Below are 17,883 nucleotides of genomic sequence, written 5' to 3'. Positions count from 1 at the left end.
ACAGCCCCGTAGGCGAAAAGCGCGTGTAGAGTGGTGCTTCTGATCCTGAGTAGCACCAGTGCCGTGGAAGCTGGTGTGAAGCAGGGGGGACCACCCTCCAAGGCTAAATACTCCCGGTGACCGATAGTGGACTAGTACCGTGAGGGAAAGGTGAAAAGAACCCCGGAGAGGGGAGTGAAATAGAGCCTGAAACCCTGTGCCTACAAGCAGACGGAGGGGGGCGGAGATGTCCCTGACGTCGTACTTATTGAAGAACGGTCCGGCGAGTTACTTGCGCATGCGAGGTTAAGGCGCGAGAGAGCGCTGGAGCCGCAGGGAAACCGAGTCTGAACAGGGCGTTTAGTATGCGCAAGTAGACCCGAAACCGGGTGATCTACCCTTGGCCAGGGTGAAGTGTGGGTGAGACCACATGGAGGCCCGAACCGGTCGTCGTTGAAAAGGCGTCGGATGAGCTGAGGGTAGCGGAGAAATTCCAATCGAACCCGGAGATAGCTGGTTCTCCCCGAAATAGCTTTAGGGCTAGCCTCAGGATGTAGCCGCTGGAGGTAGAGCACTGATTGGGCTAGGGGCGCAAAAACGTTACCGAACCCTATCAAACTCCGAATGCTGGCGGTGTAATCCTGGGAGTCAGACCACGAGCGATAAGGTCCGTGGTCGAGAGGGGAACAGCCCAGACCGTCTGCTAAGGTCCCAAAGGTGTGGCTAAGTGTGAGAAGGATGTTCAGCCGCGAAGACAACCAGGAGGTTGGCTTAGAAGCAGCCATTCCTTTAAAGAGTGCGTAACAGCTCACTGGTCGAGCGGCTGGGCGCCGAAAATACTCGGGGCTTCAAGCCACACACCGAAGCAGCGGGTTCTGGCAAGGCGTGGAATCTTGTCAGAGCGGTAGGGGAGCGTTCTGCGCTAGGGTGAAGCCCAAGGCGTAAGCCAGGGTGGACGAGGCAGAAGTGAGAATGCCGGAATAAGTAGCGAGAGGCAGGTGAGAAGCCTGCCCGTCGGAAGCCCAAGGTTTTCTGGGGAAGGCAAATCCGCCCAGAGTTAGCCGGGACCTAAGGCGAGGCCGAAAGGCGTAGCTGATGGGCATCAGGTTGATATTCCTGAGCCACCTGCCGGAGGTTATCCTACGGGGCGGGACGCAGGAGGAGCAGGCAACCGGGGGGTTGGTTGACCCCGGCCAAGCGGCGAGCGGGGGTGTGTAGGCAAATCCGCACACCCGACAACCGTGAGCCGTGATGGGGAGCCGAAGGTAAAGTAGGCGAAGTGCCGTGCTTCACACTGCCAAGAAAAGCGTCGCGTAGGCGAAGGCAGGTGCCCGTACTGGAAACCGACACAGGTGGGCGAGGAGAGTATCCACAGACGGACGGGTTAAGCACCGCTAAGGAACTCGGCAAACTGACCCCGTAACTTCGGGAGAAGGGGTGCCCTGAGGTGATGAGCTTCAGGGTCGCAGGGAAGAGGCCCAAGCGACTGTTTATCAAAAACACAGGTCTCTGCTAAGCCGAAAGGCGAGGTATAGGGGCCGACGCCTGCCCGGTGCTGGAAGGTTAAGGGGAGGGGTGATGAGCTCCGAACCGAAGCCCCAGTGAACGGCGGCCGTAACTATAACGGTCCTAAGGTAGCGAAATTCCTTGTCGGGTAAGTTCCGACCCGCACGAAAGGCGTAACGACTTGGGCGCTGTCTTGGCGGTGTGCCCGGCGAAATTGTGGTACCAGTGAAGACGCTGGTTACCCGCGGTTGGACAGAAAGACCCCGTGGAGCTTTACTGCAGCCTGGCACTGTGTTTTGGTGTGCCCTGTACAGGATAGGTGGGAGGCTGAGAAGGGGAGGCGCCAGCTTCCCTGGAGCCGCCGGTGGGATACCACCCTGGGTGCACTGGGGCACTAACCAGACACTCTGAACCGAGTGATGGGACACTGCCAGGTGGGCAGTTTGACTGGGGCGGTCGCCTCCTAAAGGGTAACGGAGGCGCCCAAAGGTCACCTCAGCACGGATGGAAATCGTGCGGTAGGAGTGCAAAGGCGTTAAGGTGGCTTGACTGTGAGACCGACAGGTCGAGCAGGGACGAAAGTCGGGCTTAGTGATCCGGCGGTTTTCAAGTGGGAGAGCCGTCGCTCAACGGATAAAAGTTACCCCGGGGATAACAGGCTGATCTCCCCCGAGAGTCCCCATCGACGGGGAGGTTTGGCACCTCGATGTCGGCTCATCGCATCCTGGGGCTGAAGTAGGTCCCAAGGGTTGGGCTGTTCGCCCATTAAAGCGGTACGTGAGCTGGGTTCAGAACGTCGTGAGACAGTTCGGTCCTTATCCGCCGCGGGCGCAGGGTATTTGAGGGGAGCTGACCCTAGTACGAGAGGACCGGGTTGGACGGACCGCTGGTTTACCAGTTGTTCCGCCAGGGGCACGGCTGGGAAGCCAAGTCCGGATGGGATAAACGCTGAAAGCATCTAAGCGTGAAGCCCACCCCAAGATGAGATACCCCACACCCTAAAAGGGTGGTAAGGGCCCTGGAAGACTACCAGGTAGATAGGCCGCATGTGTAAGCGCTGTGAGGCGTTGAGCAAGGCGGTACTAATGGCCCGAGGAGCTTGACCGGTATAGCGCCTTACCCTATTCACTTGCGAGGCTGCTGAAAAAAGGTAAGAAGAAGCAAACAAATCCGGTGGCGAAAGAGCGAGGGAAACACCCGTTCCCATTCCGAACACGGAAGTTAAGCCTCGCAACGCCGATGATACTGTGCTGGCGACGGCACGGGAAAGTAGGTGGCTGCCGGGTTTGTTTTTTTAATTATGGATCGTTAAAAAATTAACAAGATAGCTCAACATAACATAACTTTTCTTTTTTGTCAGACTACTTGCTTCCCATCGCAAGAAATTCAATAGAAAAAGTTAAATTTCTATTTTAGTCTTTTTTAAAGATTTTTTAAAAAGCAAAATTTTCACTTGGTACATTTACTTTTTCAAGTATCTCATTTATCACATCAACTGATTTAGTATTTTTGATTATATACTGATTTTTAAGAAGAATTCTATGTGAAAGAACATAGGGAGCTAAATATTTAACATAATCAGGAAGCACAAAGTCTGAGCCTTTTATTGCAGCAAAGCTCTGAGATGCACGCATAAGAGCAATAAAGCTTCTATTGCTTGCCGGAAGTTGTACCATTTCATGCATCCGTGTACTATTGCAAATTTCGTATATATATCCTAAGATGTCTTCACTGACATAAACTTCTTTTATCTTTTCTTGAATCTTGGTTATTTCCTCTTTCGATACAACAGCTTCTATCTCATCAAGGGGATTTTTCTCTCTAAATCTGGTAAGCATCTGAATTGTCTCTTCTTTGTTTGTATATCCCAAACTTAGTTTCATCAGAAACCTATCAAGTTGCGCTTCGGGAAGAGGATAAGTTCCTTGGATTTCAATAGGGTTTTGGGTAGCAATTACAAAAAATGGTTCATCAAGTTTGTGCGTTACTCCATCTATAGTAACTTGCCTTTCTTCCATACACTCAAGTAAGCTTGACTGTGTTCGCGGAGTTGCCCTGTTTATCTCATCAGCGAGTAGAATATTTGTAAAAATTGGACCAGGCCTGAACTCAAACTCCTGGGTTTTCATGTTAAAATAATAAATTCCAGTTAGGTCTGATGGTAAAAGGTCAGGCGTGAACTGAATACGCTTGAAGTTGCAACTAATTGACTTTGCCAATGCCTTTGATAGCATGGTCTTTCCTGTACCCGGTACATCTTCTAAAAGAACATGTCCACCTGCAAAAAGAGAGGTCACTACAAGTTCAATTGTTTTTTCTTTGCCAACAATTACTTTTGAAATATTTTCAATAATTTTGCTTGCTATTTCGGATATCTGCATGTGGCTATTACCTCTTTTTTTTTAGAATTTTCTCTGTTTAAAATTCTTACCATCTCATATTTTGATTAAACTATTAAAATTCTGTTGTCAATTTTATTTTAACTCTTTTTCTGAAGCTTTTCAATGATAGCATATCTTTACTGTTTGCAAATTATAAATAAGCTATTTATGGAACTTGCTCAAAAAAACAGAGAATACTTGTGTACCAGTAACTTAATAAGTTGAGGTAAAATATATCTATAAAAATTTTCAAAGGGGAGAAAAAGGTTTGGCAAACGAGATTTTAGGTACAGACGTAGTGGTACAGATAGGCATCATAGTGAAAGATATTGAAAAGACAGCAAAAGAATTTGCTGAGTTTTTTGGAGTGGATGTTCCTCAAATAATTGAAACAGAGGAGTACAATAAAACTCATACTGAATATAAGGGGCAGCCAACTAAAGCCCGTGCAAAACTTGCGTTTTTCAAGAACTTTAAGAACATTGAAGTTGAGCTTATACAGCCAGATGAAAACCCTTCAACTTGGCGTGAATTTTTAGATAAACACGGTGAGGGGATCCATCACATAGGGGTATTTGTGAAAAACATAGACCAGAAGATAGAAAACCTCAAAAAAGTGGGAATTGATGTTGTTCAAAAAGGAGACTACACTGGCGGAAGATATGCTTACATGAACAGTACTGAAAAATTAAAATTCATTTTAGAGCTTCTTGAGAACTATTAAAAGTCTTTTTAAGGATTAAAGGAGGAAACTATATTATGAAGAAGGTTTTAGCACTCGTTGGAGATTATTATCACGGTCATGATAATCTCTTAAATGCTTTAAAAAACGCTTTGGCGGATATTTCAAAAAACTATGAGGTAATTGACAGCAGAGTTGAAGATTTTGAGTCTTTTTTAGACCAAAAACCTGACGCCATTGTCATTGCAAAAGAAAATAGGATTAATCCACAAGATCCAGAAATTAAACATTGGATGACAGGAAGAATCGAAAAGAAGATAAAAGACTATGTTGAAAGCGGTGGAAGGCTTTTTGTATGGCATTCAGGGCTTGCATCATACCCCGAAAACGGTTTATTTTGTACACTTATAAAAGGCTACTTCAAGTATCATCCTGATAAACAAAAACCCGTTCGTTACCACTCAGCAGGCAAGCCAATATTCAATAACAAAGAGGTTGACTTTTCAATTTTAGATGAACATTACTTTGTTTACTGTGATAAACAAAATACTAATGTATACCTTTATTCTGAATCAGAAGATGGAAAGTCAATTGCTGGCTGGTGGCACAAAGCAGGAGATGGCAAGGTAATAACCCTTACACCTGCGCACAGAGAAGACGGACTTTCTGATGAAAATTTTAAGAACCTTTTAAAAACTGTGCTTGAACAGCTTCTGAAAGAATAGTACATAAAACCTTTCTCCAATGTTTACAAGGTTTTGCAGTATACTCCCAAATCAGTACAAAAATATTGAGAATGCAAAAAAGAAAAAAGCGGCTGGGAATTTTTAGAAAGCTTTTATACCCAAGCCGCATTAATTTTGTTCAGTCTTTATCCCAGGTTATTCCTTATCTCCCATGCAGCCAAGACCATGTTTTGCAATGTAGGAATGGCTTCGTTTTCCTTTCTTGTCTTAAGACCGCAGTCAGGATTGACCCAAAGTCTTTCTACTCCAATTTTTTCAATCATCTTTAGAATAAGCTGTTTCATTTCTTCTTTTGACACAATCCTTGGTGAGTGTACATCAAAGACACCAGGCCCTACTTCAGACTTCAAATTACTTTTCTTAATACTATCTAAAAGTGTAAAGTCTGACTTTGCAGCTTCAAATGTGATAACGTCTACATCCATCTTTGCAATTTCGTCAAGCAAGTCATCGAAGTTGCTGTAGCACATATGAGTGTGAACTTGAGTTTCAGGCTTTACTTTTGAGCAGGTAAGCCTAAATGCTTTTATTGCCCAATCTAAATAGTCTTTGTGGTAGGCTTTTCTAAGTGGAAGCTTTTCAATGAGCGCTGCTTCGTCTATTTGGATAATTTTTATGCCTTCTTTTTCAAGGTCTAACACCTCTTCTTTTATTGCAAGAGCAAGCTGAAAAGCTACATCTTTTAATGGAATATCTTCACGAACAAACGACCAGTTGAGGATTGTCACAGGCCCTGTCAAAATTCCCTTAACAGGCTTTTTTGTTAGGCTCTGTGCGTATTTTATATACTCAACTGTAATTGGTCTTTTTCTCTTTATGTCTGAGAATATAATTGGTGGTTTTACACACCTTGTGCCATAAGATTGAACCCAGCCGTTTTTAGTGATGATAAATCCTTCTAAATTTTCGCCAAAAAATTCTACCATGTCGTTCCTTTCATATTCGCCATGTACTAAAACATCCAAGCCAATTTCTTCTTGAAGTTTTATTACATTTTCAATCTTTTGCTTTATAAATTTGTCATACTCTTCAAATGTTATCTTGCCGTTTTTAAATTCACTTCTTGCCTTGCGCACATCCTGAGTTTGCGGAAATGATCCTATCGTTGTTGTAGGAAGATTTGGAAGGCTCAACGCATCTTTTTGCAGTTTAATTCTCTCTTCAAAACTTGGTTTTCTTTCAAAGTCATCACTGGTGAGATTATTCACAATGGTGTTTATATCCGAAAATTTATTTGCCTTTAGTTCTTCAAAAAGCTGTATGTTCTGAATGTACAAAGTATTTTGGGCGTAATTTTCATCATTAAAGAGCATATTTAACTCATTTAACTCTTTTAATTTTTCTTCTGCGAAAGCCAAATATTTCTTTTTGCTATTGTCAAGTTGAGTTTCGAATTTTAAAGAGTATGGGACAAAAAGTAGAGAGCATGATGTTGAAATTATAATGTTCTTTTTCTCAACATAATTCGATAAAGTATTTAAAATTTCAAGACTTTCTTTATAATTATTTTTAAACACATTTCTTCCGTTCACAACTCCAGCTATCAAAAGCTTACCTTCAGGATACCCAAACTTTCTGATAAGCTCCAAGTTGTATATTCCATCTACAAAATCAAGACCAAGTCCGTCAAAGTCAAGTGAGAAAAGCTTCTCATAGATATCTCTTACATCGCCAAAGTAGGTCTGAAGTATGATTTTGAGACTTCCTTTGTGAGTAAGCAGTGCGCTGTAGAAGTTTATAAAAAGTTCTATGTCTGCACCATTTAAGTCTGTGACAAGTATTGGCTCATCAATCTGAATAAATTCTGCACCTAACTCTTTAAACTTCTCAAAAATTTGGATGTATACAGGAAGAAGTTTTTCCCAACAGGTTTTGTCATATATATCCACATCCGTCTTTTTTGAAAGCTTTAAAAAGGTTAGAGCACCAAGTATTACAGGTTTTGTCTTGATTCCAATTGAGAGTGCCTCTTCAAACTCATCAAAGGGCTTTGTGGAAGAAAGTTTAAATTCAGTATTACGAGTTATTTCAGGTACAATATAGTGGTAGTTTGTAAAGAACCACTTTTTCATAGGAAGTGCTTTCAAATCGTGCTTTTCATCCTGATAACCTTTTGCTAAGGCAAAATATGTGTCAAGTTCATCAAGTCCAGTACTTTTGTATTCCTCAGGGATTGCATTAACAAGTACTGCATGGTCCAAAAAAGTGTCATAGAACGAAAAGTCGTTTGATGGAATCAAGTCCACCCCATAGTCTTTTTGAAATTGCCAGTGATTTTTTTTCAAGGCTTTTGAGTTCTGAATAAGATCTTCTTTTGTAAGCTTTTTGTCAAGGTATGCTTCCACCCATTTTTTAAGCTCTCGATTTTCTCCTATTCTTGGGAAACCAACCACCGAAATCATCTTGCTTTTTCAGCCTCCCTTTTTAAATTTTTGTTTAAAAGCAAACTCATACAGAAAACAAAAAAGTCTTTACTGCCATCAAAAAGTTTTGTGCACATCAAGGCAGTAAAGACCTCATTTTTCTTTTTTTGATATATCTTTTTAGCAAAAAACAATAAACTCTTTAAGGAAAAAAGTATATTTCATCTCAGAAGCAAAAAAGACAAAATAACCCCCTTTGGTCTTTACCACCTTGACTGTGCTTCCCACCGAAGACAGTCCAAGGCATCTCAAGCAGGCAGGTCTCCTGGCTCGCACCTCATCCAAAGCCCTCTTTGGCCTTCCCAGAAGGCAAGCTCCACTTTTCAGAAGAGGAACCACACCTTCCAGTGGCAAAAATTTTTGAGGGCTTGTCAGTGCTCACAGTAGCGGGGGCTGCAGCGGATTTTCACCGCTTTCCCTATTAAGCCGCCAAATGGCAGCACCTGCTTGATAGGTAAAAGGCCTGTTGCAAATATTTAGTTTTTTTATTTGTATTGAATATTTGCAATGAAAATTGGCAATTGCATTTATGCAACACATTTTATATCAAACATGTTAATTGAAAAGTTAGGAATTGTCAATATATTAAAAGGTCAGTGATATATATTCTTGCGATTGCAACAACAAATGAAACTTTAAAAACAACAGGGCTATCTTCATTGAGGCTATAAATAATTTTGTTTATATTTTGATTCTTACTAAGAAAGAGAATTTTTATTTTACACAAAATTATTTAAAATCTCATCGATATTGAAGTCGTTATTATCGAGGAGATAAGCAAGTGAGTTTATAGATTTTTTAAAGTTTTATCATGTTCACCAATATTTCTAAGAATTATTGCATCTTCTTTATACTGCCATGTCAGTCTTATTCCCATTGTAATAGTTGTTTCAAATATATCTTTCGTCCCTTGTATTTTTTTAGTTTGCAAAAAAGGATGGTATGGATTTTGTAATAATAGTTCTAACTTTTTCTTTAGTATCTTTTTTACATCTTGTGGCAATTTGTTTACTTTTTCTTTGAAAAGTTGCGAGTAATAAATCTTCATTCGTCATTCAACCCCAAATCCTCAAATAACTCTTGCAACAAATTAGCCACCAAGAGTTTGCCTTCCTGAATCTTCTTCTCTACAGTTGCTTCTTCTCTTTGCCACTTCTCAGAGTAAAACCACGCCTGCTCTTTCGGAATAGTTACTACAGGCGTTAAAATTATCCTACCATTCTTCTCCTCTATTTGTAATAAATCACCTACACGCAAGTTCAATTTCTTCAGAATTTGAGCTGGAATTGTCACCTGGGATTTTTTCTTTATTTCAACTATCACCATTTCTCACCTCTTAAAGTTAGAAAGTTTTACTTTCTAACTTTAGTATATTCTCGCTAAATATTTTCTTGACTTTGTCAGTTTGAAGCTCAAAAAGCTTGGGAGGACTGGGATTGACAAAATATGGACCTCAATTTTGTCACTACATCATTTGCTAATACCAATAAATTCTAAGCCTTCCTCATATGTCATGAAGTTTTTTGGACCCTTTATCTTCATTACATTCAGTATATCTCCAGCTTCTCCCTCAATTTTTTGCTTTATCAAATATTTCTTCCCTTTTATCTCTATTTCAAAAAAGTTCATTGAATATATTGCTTCCATTATCCTTTCACTACTTATTCCTTTACCTTTTCTCCTCAAAATATATTCCAATGTCCTTTGCAGTAAAAATGCCAAAAAACATATCACAAAATGTCCTTTTATTCTGCTTTCTGTAAAGTGATATATCGGTCGCACTTCTAAACAGCTTTTCATTACTCTGAATGACTGTTCTATCTTCCATAAATCGTGATATGCTCCTAAAACCTCTTCTACATCCATATCCTTTTTGCTCGTTTGAATTGCATAATAACCGTCAAATTTCTCATCTCGTTTTATCGCTTCCTCATCCAATACATATTCTTCTGATTTTGATTTCTTCTTCAAATATTTCCTTGCACCTTTCTTTTCTAAGGCTGTTATGCTTCCTTTGTTCTCTAAAAGCTCTTTGGCTTTTCTTACCAATCTCTCTCTGTCTTCTTTGTCTTTCTTGGCTCTCTTGCTTGAATACGTTATTATCAAATTCTCTTCTATTTTGAACTCTTTACCCTCTTCATCCTTGACAATATTTGTTCTTTCCAATACCTTATATTTGAATTCATCACCATAAATTTCTTCAGCATTCAAACATCTTTTGCCATCAAGTCTTTTATATCCTTCTTCATTAAAAACTTCATCTAAAATTTCTTTACTTGCATTCTTTAATCTGCTTGCTACTATATAGTCGTACCCAGCTTCTTTTATCATCTTTAAATTTATTCTGCTGTTAAGCCCTTTGTCTGCTACTATTATTATCTTATCTATACTAAATTTTTCCTTCAGCTTCCTCAGTATCTTTACCATCGTCTTGCTATCTATCGTATTACCAGGAAAAAGTTCATACCCTATCGGTCTGCCTTCTTTGTCCACCAAAAGCCCTAATACAACTTGCACTTCATTTACCTTGTTGTCTTTGCTAAACCCAAAATTTTTAAGTTCATCCGCTCTACAACTCTCAAAGTATATTGTCGTCACATCATAAAACACTACATCAACTACCATCTTAAATAAGTCTTTATTTCTCTGATACAGGTATGTCTCTAAATCTTCTTTTACACTGTCAAGAAAATCTAAACACCTGTACAATTGATTCAAATCTATATCCTCTTCAAATCCAAAATATTTGCTTCTCTGATGATAAGTTCTTAGTTTGCTCATTGGCTCTATCAATCTCTGTATGGTCATTAAAAAACTTACTTTGTCTACATCAAATTTTATCTTTCTCTCTTTTGCTGCTTTCCCTTTTAAAAACTTATCAATTTCAAGCTCCTGCCATAACTTTCTGTATACAATGTATCCCCAGTTTTTTACAACTGCATCCGAAATATCTTCTTCAGATTCAATAGTAACAGCTTTTGCATTCTCAGTAGTTGTTTCAGCGACAATATCAGATAGTTTTTTTACAATGTTTTTAAAAGCGGGGTCATCTTTGAGAATATCAAGTCTACCAAAGTTAAATAGTACTCTTTGCTTTACTTTACCATTTTCACGGTAATTTTCGACTAACCTAACATACTGATAACCGCCAGCATTAGTAATTTTGACAAACATATGGCAACTCCTTGAAGATAGTTTGTTATATTGTACCACAAAATATTTAAAAAGTCAAGCAAATTCAGTATATATTAAGCTAAAATTTGTCCCTACATTTTTTAAAATTTTTTATTTTTCTCTTCTTGAAACCCGCATAAATTAAGACTTTGTTATTTTTTGTTAGCTCAAAAACACCTCTTAACTGACAAAGTCAAGAGTTCAATTTCTTCAGAATTTGAGCTGGAATTGTCACCTGGGATTTTTTCTTTATTTCAACTATCACCATTTCTCACCTCTTAAAGTTAGAAAGTTTTACTTTCTAACTTTAGTATATTCTCGCTAAATATTTTTGTCAATTTAAAATATTAAGTCCAAGAATTTCAGCATATCAATCTTTTCCCTTATTCCCATTCCCTTTGTTGTAAGATAGTTTCCAACCATACAACCATTTATTCCACATTCATATGCCATTATTTCCTTATCTCCAAGTGCATTTTCCTTTCCGCCTGCAAGAAGAATAGTCTTTTTAGGAAGTATAATCCTAAATAGTGCCAGAGTGATAAAAATTTCGTTTTGGTCTATGATCTTCATATCTTCCAGAGCAGTACCTTTTATAGGGTTTAATATGTTGATAGGGACAGAGTCAACATCTAATTCTCTCAGCTCAAATGCAAGCTTGATTCTTTCAATCATGTCCTCACCCATTGAGATTATTCCACCGCTGCAGATTTCGAGACCTGTCTCTTTTGCAATTTTTAAAGTCTCTTTCTTTTGCTGCTGAGTATGGGTGGAGCAGATATTTTTAAAATATGTGCTGGATGTCTCTAAGTTATTGTGATACTTTACAACCCCAGCTTTCAATAACTTTTTTGCCCTTTCTTGAGTAAGAAAGCCGAGTGATGCGCACAAAAGAATGTTATAATTCTTTGAGATATATGAATAGATGTCTAAAATTTTTTCGAATTCTGAGTCATTAAGCTTTTCACCACTTGTGACTAAGGAAAATCTTTTTACTGGAAAAGATATTACATTCTCAAGATACTCTGTTACCTCATCAAGCGTTGCAAGATCTTTTATCTCAATTGAACAACTGTGATGGATAGACTGGGAGCAAAACTTGCAGTCTTGAGAACAAAGTCCCACCTTTGCAGGATAAATGGAGCAAAGCTCAATTGTGTTTTCAAAATAATGTTGTTTTATAGTATTGGCAAGATTTTTTACCAGGTCTGCATCATGTTTTGCGATTTCATAAAGTATAATTGCCTCATTGAAATTAATATCTCTCTCATACTCAACTATCATTTTTTCAACTTCTTTAACAAATTGAACTGATTGAAGAAAATTCAGCAACTAAATCATCTCCAAACGAAAATGTTTAATTTTAATGATAGCATAGAAATTACAAATAGTAAACTATAAATTAAAATACGGTTTACATAGAAGCACAAAAAAAATTGTTCCAAAGAAGAAGATACGAAAGATGTCTAACAATAAAAATAAACTCGTACAAAAATTGTTGTTTACTGGTGCAAGGTTTTTGAAGAGAAAGTTGCCTTTTTGTTTTTGTTGAATTGATGCTGGTAAACACTTGCTTTTTCTAGTCCTGTGAACATTTTGTGCTTTAAAATTTTTCACACGATTTAGATGTTTTTGCCTTTTTAATTCCAATTTAAACCACCTAAAAACCCAATAAAAATGGCGGAGAGAGAGGGATTTGAACCCTCGGTACCCCTTTTGGGGGTACACACGATTTCCAGTCGTGCGCCTTCGACCACTCGGCCATCTCTCCGCCTCTTTGTTTTTTCACTTTATTAATTATAAACCAAACTTTAAGTTTTGACAATGGTAATTGCCAAATTGTACTTCCATGCCTCAACAAATCTTTTTAGAGAGAATTAATAAGAAAAATAATCAAAACCATAGATATAGCAGTGTATTTGCCGATATTTTCAAAGAAATTTCCCAATTTGGCTTCTTGACATATTTCGAAAAACACTCTATAATATTTAGGCCCCCTCTATTTACAAAAAAAAAGAATAATGATATAATAATAATGTTTTAAAATGTAGTAAAATGGTGAAAAATAGCATGTAGCTTCAAAATTAAATAATTTTTAAGAGGGGCAGTGATGTTAAGGTGGTTGATAAGCTACACCTTCAGCAGATCAAAAAGGACATTGAAGCCCTCAAAGGCGAAAAAGTACTTGTGCGCGCAAACAAAGGACGCAAAAAAATGATTGAAGTAGAAGGCATCTTGGAGAACACCTATTCAAATATCTTTGTTGTCAAGTTCCCCATTGACAGAGAGTGCAAACAGTTCAGGTGTGTGACCTACACCTATTCAGACCTTATAACAAATACAGTTGAAATTATTCTTTGTAGGACAAATACAAAGGTAAATGTTATGTAAAAAACGGCTTTTTATCAATTTTACTTGTATGTTTTAATTATAACCAAAAATATCAATTTGTCAACACTTTAAAAAGAGCTTATTCTAAGTGCGTAGGAATAAGCTCTTTTTTTATTTTACATATTATCCGGACGTTCTTGCATATATCTTATTAGGGAGAAGGTGAGTTTGTGGAGGTTAACCTTAGAATTGGATAAAAGGTATGAAAAGATTGAGTACATGAACGTGTATGGGTCAGACTCACAGAAAGTTATTGTAGAGGGTGAGATCTTACTTCCTGAGATAAAGCCCGATGTCCTAAAAGTATTGCAGACAGATGCAGATGTTTTTGTCACAAGCGTAGAGGTTTTGAACGACAGGGTGGTGGTTCAGGGTGAAGTGGATTTTAAAATAATTTATCTTTCAAATGACCCACTCAAAAAAATCTCGTTTGTTTCAAGTTCTGCGCCCTTTTCTAAGGTGTTTGACCTCTTTGGAGTTAGACCTGGCATGACATATGAGGTTAAAGATGACCTAATATACAGCTACTGTTCAGCCCTCAGCACAAGAAAACTTTCGGCAAAGGCAATAGTTGAAATCAGCCTTGTTGTCAAGTCGCCGACCTCAATTGAGTATTTAGATTACATTGAAGATGAGTCAGTAAAGTTTCTAAAAGAAAAAATTACCATCTCTAATCCCCTTATAATTACAGAACAAATTGTAAAGAAAGAAATCTTAGACATTCCCCAGGGGAAACCTTCAATTAGAGAGATTTTGCGCTCATTTGCAAGGCTTTCTGATAAAAATATCAAATTTGATAGAAAAAAACTTTCTATCGATTTGAAGATTGATGCCAAAACCCTTTATTCGCCTGATATAGGGCAAAATCCACTTGAGATGGTAGAACATGAGATGTTTGCCGAGCATTCTATTGAACTTTCTAACATCCCCGATGACTTAGAACCTATTGTAAAGTTCTATATAAAAAGCTTCAAAATATCTCCAAAGACAGATGAGGTAGGAGAGCTAAGAAGAGTCGAATATGATATTGTTGTAGAAGCCAAAGTTGCATTCAACAAGCTTGATATAATTGAGCCTATTGTAGACTTATATTCAACAATGTATGAGCTAAAAGAACTGAAGAAATTTTTAACCATAGAGCAGTTTGTTGGAAAGACCCGACAAGTTCATACTATCAAAGAAGTAGTATCACTTCCGAGTGAACCTGAACAGATTTTCTCAATATCTGGAAGAGTAGAAATTGACATGGTAAAAGCTGAAAAGAATGCTGTACAAATAAAAGGGGTACTTGTTGTATTTTTGATTTACATCTCGAAAGATGAACAAGACCTCATAAAAAGTGCAGCCACCCAAATTTTGTTTTCAATCAAGATTGACTTAGAAGGAGTTGAGGATCAGGATAAAATTTATGCTGATATAGAGATTGAAAACCTCTCATTCTCTATTCTATCAGCAAGCGAGGTTGAAACAAGAGCACATTTAGCTATTGAACTTTGGGCAAAACGTACACAAACCACAGAAATTATAAGTGATGTTGAGGTGCGGGGAGAAATAGAAAGAGATGATAGCAGATTTGCTTCAATTTACATCTACACAGTCCAGAAAGGAGACAGCCTTTGGAAAATTGCAAAGAACTACAGAACAACAGTCGAAAAACTGATTAGTTTTAACCAATTAGAAAATGAGGAGATTTTCCCCGGTCAAAAACTTTTGATAGTAAAATAAAAAGCTGCCTCTTAAAACTTTTACAATGTAGCTTTTTGAGGCAGCATCTTTTTTACTTAAGACTTTACAGGAGATTTTTGGAAAATAAGCTCTATACACTTATTTATATCACCTGCACCAATTGTTGCAACAATGTCTCCTTTTTGAGCTATTTTTAAAACAAACTCCGCTATCTTCTCAAATTCACTTATATACTCACATTCAATCCCTGCTTCTTTTAGTTTTTCATATAAGTCTTTTGAGCTAATACCATATACATTCTTTTCCCGAGCAGCATATACATCTGTTACAATAACCTTATCAGCTGTTGCTAAGCTCTTCACAAAATCTGGCATAAGACTTTTGAGTCTACTGAAGGTATGTGGCTGGAATATTACAATAACCCTTCCATTTGCTAATTTTTTCAAAGTGCTAATTGTTGCTTGAATCTCTGTTGGGTGATGTGCATAGTCATCATAAAGAAGTATGCCGTCTAAATCACCTATTTTTTCAAGTCGTCGCGATGCACCACCAAACTTACAAATGGTTTCTTTTATAATTTTTGTGTCAATTCCTAACAAGTATGCAACTGTAAAAGCAGCAAGGCTGTTGTATACATTATGGAATCCCGGGATGTTGAGTTTAATATGAGAAAGCACTTTTGAATCTTTACTAACAATATCAAATTCATAGTAGCCATTGCAAGAGGTTATATTATCAGCCCAAAAATCTGCAGGTGTTTTAGCAGAAAAATATATCACATTTTGATGCAAATCTTTCAAGGCTGAACATACATTTTCATCGTCAAGATTTGCAACAACAAAACCGTTTTGAGGAATTTTTAATGCAAATTTTCTGAACGACTCTTTGATTGAGTCTATATCTTTAAAATAATCTAAATGGTCGTTCTCAATGTTTAAAATTACGCCAATAGTTGGATTGAACTTTAAAAAGCTGTCAACATATTCGCATGCCTCAGCAACCAGATACTCATTTGAACCAATACAAAAATTTCCACCAAGCTGTTTTACAAACGCCCCAACCAAGATTGTGGGGTTTAAAAGTGCTTTTTTAAGAATATATCCTATCATTGAAGTTGTTGTCGTTTTTCCATGTGTGCCGGCAACTGCAATGACGTTTTTATAGGCTTTCATAAGCATTCCCAGAAATTCTGCTCTTTCATAAACTTTAAGTCCCATACTCTTTGCCTTTACAAGCTCTGGGTTGTCTTTTGAAATAGCTGCTGTGTAAATTACTATTTCATCGCCTTTTATGTGACTTTCATCATGCCCTATATACACGTTGATGCCACTTTCCCTTAGCATCTTTGTAGTTTTGCTTTCTTGCATATCAGAACCTTCTACAATATGTCCCTGATTTTTAAGAATAAGTGCTATTGCACTCATTGATATTCCACCAATGCCAATCAAAAAGAACTTGTTCATCAAAAAAGCTTACCTCCAAAAACAGAAGTTTTACCATGTTGAAGTTCTCCTACATTCTATATTATACATTCTATATTATACTTCTTTTTTGTTCTCATTGTTAAAATATTTTTAAATTTTCGAACGTTCATTTAATTTTTCTTTATATCATTCAATAAGTATGATATAATTATTCTCAACATTTAGGCTTTTTGTGTTGGAGGTGTACCAGTATATTATGGAAAAAGCAGGAAAAGCCGAAAGGCTTATATATATTACAAATATATTAACGCAAAATCCAATGAAAGTTTTCAATCTAAGCTTTTTTTGTGAGAAATTAAACTGTGCAAAATCCACTTTAAGTGAAGATATTGACCTTATCTCAAAGGTGTTTGACGCAACTGGTCAAGGCAGGCTTGAGACAATAAGCGGTGCTGCCGGTGGTGTTTATTACATTCCAATTATGAGAAAAGAGGATGAGATAGAGTTTTTGCACTTTTTGAAAAATGAGCTTCAGAATCCAGAGAGGATTGTATCTGGTGGTTTTGTGTATATCAACGACATTGTGTTTTCTCCAGAGATAATAAAAAAAGCGGCAAAGATTTTTTTGAGGCTTTTTTTAGAAAAGGAAATAGACTATATTGCAACTGTTGAGGCAAAAGGGATTGCGCTTGCGTCTTATGTTGCCCAGTATTTCAACAAACCCTTAGTTGTTGCGCGAAGCGGAAGTAAATTCACAGAAGGCTCCACAGTAAATATTTCGTACATCTCGGGCACAACTGGCAAGATTGAAACAATGACAATGGCAAAAAAGGCTATAAAAAGGGGTTCTAAAGTCCTGTTTATAGATGATTTTATGCGCGGTGGCGGAACTGTTCGTGGTATGAAGGACTTGCTCAGTGAGTTCGACTCTACATTGGTAGGAGTGGGGGTTTTGATTGCCACAAAAGATAAAAAGAGCATTGATATAGATTATAAAAGTCTTTTGATTTTGGAAAAACTTGATGCAGAAAATAAAAAGATTGAGTTTTCTATAAATAGGGATGTGATTTCATGAAATTTATATAAAATGCAACAAATTTAAAGAAAAATTTGTCTAAAATATTAAAGGGAAAGATTGAAGAATGTAGAATATATAAAGTAAATACAGAAAAAATTTAACATGGAGGATGGACTTATGCAGGTGACAGATGTTAGGATTAGAAAGATTACAAATGAAGGCCGGATGAAGGCTATTGTGTCTGTGACGTTTGACAACTGTTTTGTTGTACATGACATTAAAATTATCGAGGGGCAAAATGGCTTGTTTATTGCAATGCCAAGCAGAAAGACGCCAGAAGGTGAGTTTAAAGACATTGCACACCCGATTAACCAAGAGACGCGTGATATGGTGCAAAAAGCCGTGATTGAGAAATATGAAGCTGTAATTTCAGCTGGAGAATAAATAGAGATAAAAAAAGGTTTCTACCTACA

At 37.8% G+C, this 17,883-nt stretch carries 13 protein-coding genes, 1 tRNA gene, 2 rRNA genes and 1 riboswitch (1 of these 17 running past the window's edge); of the genes, 8 read left to right on the top strand and 8 right to left on the bottom strand.

Annotated elements, in window-relative coordinates; translation table 11 throughout:
- Positions 1–2,592: ribosomal RNA gene (locus OTJ99_RS11090) — 23S ribosomal RNA — on the top strand (it extends 377 nt beyond the left edge of the window).
- 62 nt (positions 2,593–2,654) lie between these two features.
- Positions 2,655–2,771: ribosomal RNA gene (gene rrf / locus OTJ99_RS11085) — 5S ribosomal RNA — on the top strand.
- Positions 2,772–2,918: 147 nt separating this feature from the next.
- On the opposite strand, the gene OTJ99_RS11080 is transcribed toward rrf, so the two are convergent.
- The gene (locus tag OTJ99_RS11080; protein WP_045166190.1) at positions 2,919–3,866 is read right to left on the bottom strand and encodes an AAA family ATPase; all 948 of its coding nucleotides are present in this window, start codon (positions 3,864–3,866) and stop codon (positions 2,919–2,921) included.
- Positions 3,867–4,134: 268 nt separating this feature from the next.
- Here OTJ99_RS11080 and OTJ99_RS11075 point away from each other — a divergent pair, with 268 nt between their 5' ends.
- Positions 4,135–4,590, top strand: coding sequence for a VOC family protein (locus tag OTJ99_RS11075; protein ID WP_045166191.1), 456 nt, complete (start codon positions 4,135–4,137; stop codon positions 4,588–4,590).
- 35 nt (positions 4,591–4,625) lie between these two features.
- The gene (locus OTJ99_RS11070; RefSeq protein ID WP_045166192.1) at positions 4,626–5,273 is read left to right on the top strand and encodes a ThuA domain-containing protein; all 648 of its coding nucleotides are present in this window, start codon (positions 4,626–4,628) and stop codon (positions 5,271–5,273) included.
- Between the two features lie 146 nt (positions 5,274–5,419).
- On the opposite strand, the gene metE is transcribed toward OTJ99_RS11070, so the two are convergent.
- From metE to OTJ99_RS11040, 6 genes are all read right to left on the bottom strand, one after another.
- Entirely contained in the window at positions 5,420–7,696 is a 2,277-nt protein-coding gene (gene metE, locus OTJ99_RS11065; protein WP_045166193.1) for a 5-methyltetrahydropteroyltriglutamate--homocysteine S-methyltransferase, read from the bottom strand.
- Positions 7,697–7,955: 259 nt separating this feature from the next.
- Positions 7,956–8,179: riboswitch (cobalamin riboswitch) on the bottom strand.
- Positions 8,180–8,504: 325 nt separating this feature from the next.
- Positions 8,505–8,765, bottom strand: a complete 261-nt coding sequence (locus OTJ99_RS11060; protein ID WP_045166194.1) for a hypothetical protein — start codon at positions 8,763–8,765, stop codon at positions 8,505–8,507.
- On the bottom strand, positions 8,762–9,043 hold the full coding sequence (locus OTJ99_RS11055; RefSeq protein WP_045166195.1) for an AbrB/MazE/SpoVT family DNA-binding domain-containing protein: 282 nt from the start codon (positions 9,041–9,043) through the stop codon (positions 8,762–8,764). Before OTJ99_RS11055 ends, OTJ99_RS11060 begins: the two co-directional genes overlap by 4 nt.
- 144 nt (positions 9,044–9,187) lie before the next feature.
- Positions 9,188–10,891: an IS1634 family transposase gene (locus OTJ99_RS11050; protein WP_045164485.1), complete on the bottom strand. Its 1,704-nt coding sequence runs from the start codon at positions 10,889–10,891 to the stop codon at positions 9,188–9,190.
- Positions 10,892–11,230: 339 nt separating this feature from the next.
- Positions 11,231–12,223: a biotin synthase BioB gene (gene bioB / locus OTJ99_RS11045; RefSeq protein ID WP_052671528.1), complete on the bottom strand. Its 993-nt coding sequence runs from the start codon at positions 12,221–12,223 to the stop codon at positions 11,231–11,233.
- A 346-nt stretch (positions 12,224–12,569) separates the two neighbouring features.
- Positions 12,570–12,662 (bottom strand) — tRNA-Ser (locus OTJ99_RS11040).
- Positions 12,663–13,009: 347 nt separating this feature from the next.
- Between OTJ99_RS11040 and OTJ99_RS11035 the strand changes: the two genes are divergently transcribed.
- Together OTJ99_RS11035 and OTJ99_RS11030 are read left to right on the top strand one after the other, a co-directional pair.
- Positions 13,010–13,282, top strand: a complete 273-nt coding sequence (locus OTJ99_RS11035; RefSeq protein ID WP_011915933.1) for a Veg family protein — start codon at positions 13,010–13,012, stop codon at positions 13,280–13,282.
- Positions 13,283–13,450: 168 nt separating this feature from the next.
- On the top strand, positions 13,451–15,007 hold the full coding sequence (locus OTJ99_RS11030) for a DUF3794 and LysM peptidoglycan-binding domain-containing protein (RefSeq protein ID WP_269015353.1): 1,557 nt from the start codon (positions 13,451–13,453) through the stop codon (positions 15,005–15,007).
- A 56-nt stretch (positions 15,008–15,063) separates the two neighbouring features.
- Here the strand turns inward: OTJ99_RS11030 and murC are convergent, their stop codons facing one another.
- Complete coding sequence (murC, locus tag OTJ99_RS11025; RefSeq protein WP_045166197.1) at positions 15,064–16,431, bottom strand: UDP-N-acetylmuramate--L-alanine ligase; 1,368 nt, start codon at positions 16,429–16,431, stop codon at positions 15,064–15,066.
- Positions 16,432–16,648: 217 nt separating this feature from the next.
- On the opposite strand from murC, the gene purR reads away from it, so the two are divergent.
- Together purR and spoVG are read left to right on the top strand one after the other, a co-directional pair.
- Complete coding sequence (gene purR / locus OTJ99_RS11020) at positions 16,649–17,467, top strand: pur operon repressor (protein ID WP_045166198.1); 819 nt, start codon at positions 16,649–16,651, stop codon at positions 17,465–17,467.
- Between the two features lie 120 nt (positions 17,468–17,587).
- The gene (spoVG, locus tag OTJ99_RS11015; protein WP_013404331.1) at positions 17,588–17,854 is read left to right on the top strand and encodes a septation regulator SpoVG; all 267 of its coding nucleotides are present in this window, start codon (positions 17,588–17,590) and stop codon (positions 17,852–17,854) included.
- Positions 17,855–17,883: the final 29 nt, after the last annotated feature.

The organism is Caldicellulosiruptor naganoensis, assembly GCF_026914285.1.
Classification (GTDB): Bacteria; Bacillota; Thermoanaerobacteria; order Caldicellulosiruptorales; family Caldicellulosiruptoraceae; genus Caldicellulosiruptor; species Caldicellulosiruptor naganoensis.
Note: the sequence above shows the minus strand (reverse complement) of the source record. Positions and strands in the feature narration are given on the sequence as shown.

Bases quoted from the DNA above. Each gene is read 5' to 3' on its own strand.
- purR (WP_045166198.1), top strand. From the start codon at position 16,649: ATGGAAAAAGCAGGAAAAGCCGAAAGGCTTATATATATTACAAATATA.
- murC (WP_045166197.1), bottom strand. From the start codon at position 16,431: ATGAACAAGTTCTTTTTGATTGGCATTGGTGGAATATCAATGAGTGCA.
- spoVG (WP_013404331.1), top strand. From the start codon at position 17,588: ATGCAGGTGACAGATGTTAGGATTAGAAAGATTACAAATGAAGGCCGG.
- OTJ99_RS11070 (WP_045166192.1), top strand. From the start codon at position 4,626: ATGAAGAAGGTTTTAGCACTCGTTGGAGATTATTATCACGGTCATGAT.
- OTJ99_RS11055 (WP_045166195.1), bottom strand. From the start codon at position 9,043: ATGGTGATAGTTGAAATAAAGAAAAAATCCCAGGTGACAATTCCAGCT.
- OTJ99_RS11060 (WP_045166194.1), bottom strand. From the start codon at position 8,765: ATGAAGATTTATTACTCGCAACTTTTCAAAGAAAAAGTAAACAAATTG.
- OTJ99_RS11050 (WP_045164485.1), bottom strand. From the start codon at position 10,891: ATGTTTGTCAAAATTACTAATGCTGGCGGTTATCAGTATGTTAGGTTA.
- OTJ99_RS11080 (WP_045166190.1), bottom strand. From the start codon at position 3,866: ATGCAGATATCCGAAATAGCAAGCAAAATTATTGAAAATATTTCAAAA.
- metE (WP_045166193.1), bottom strand. From the start codon at position 7,696: ATGATTTCGGTGGTTGGTTTCCCAAGAATAGGAGAAAATCGAGAGCTT.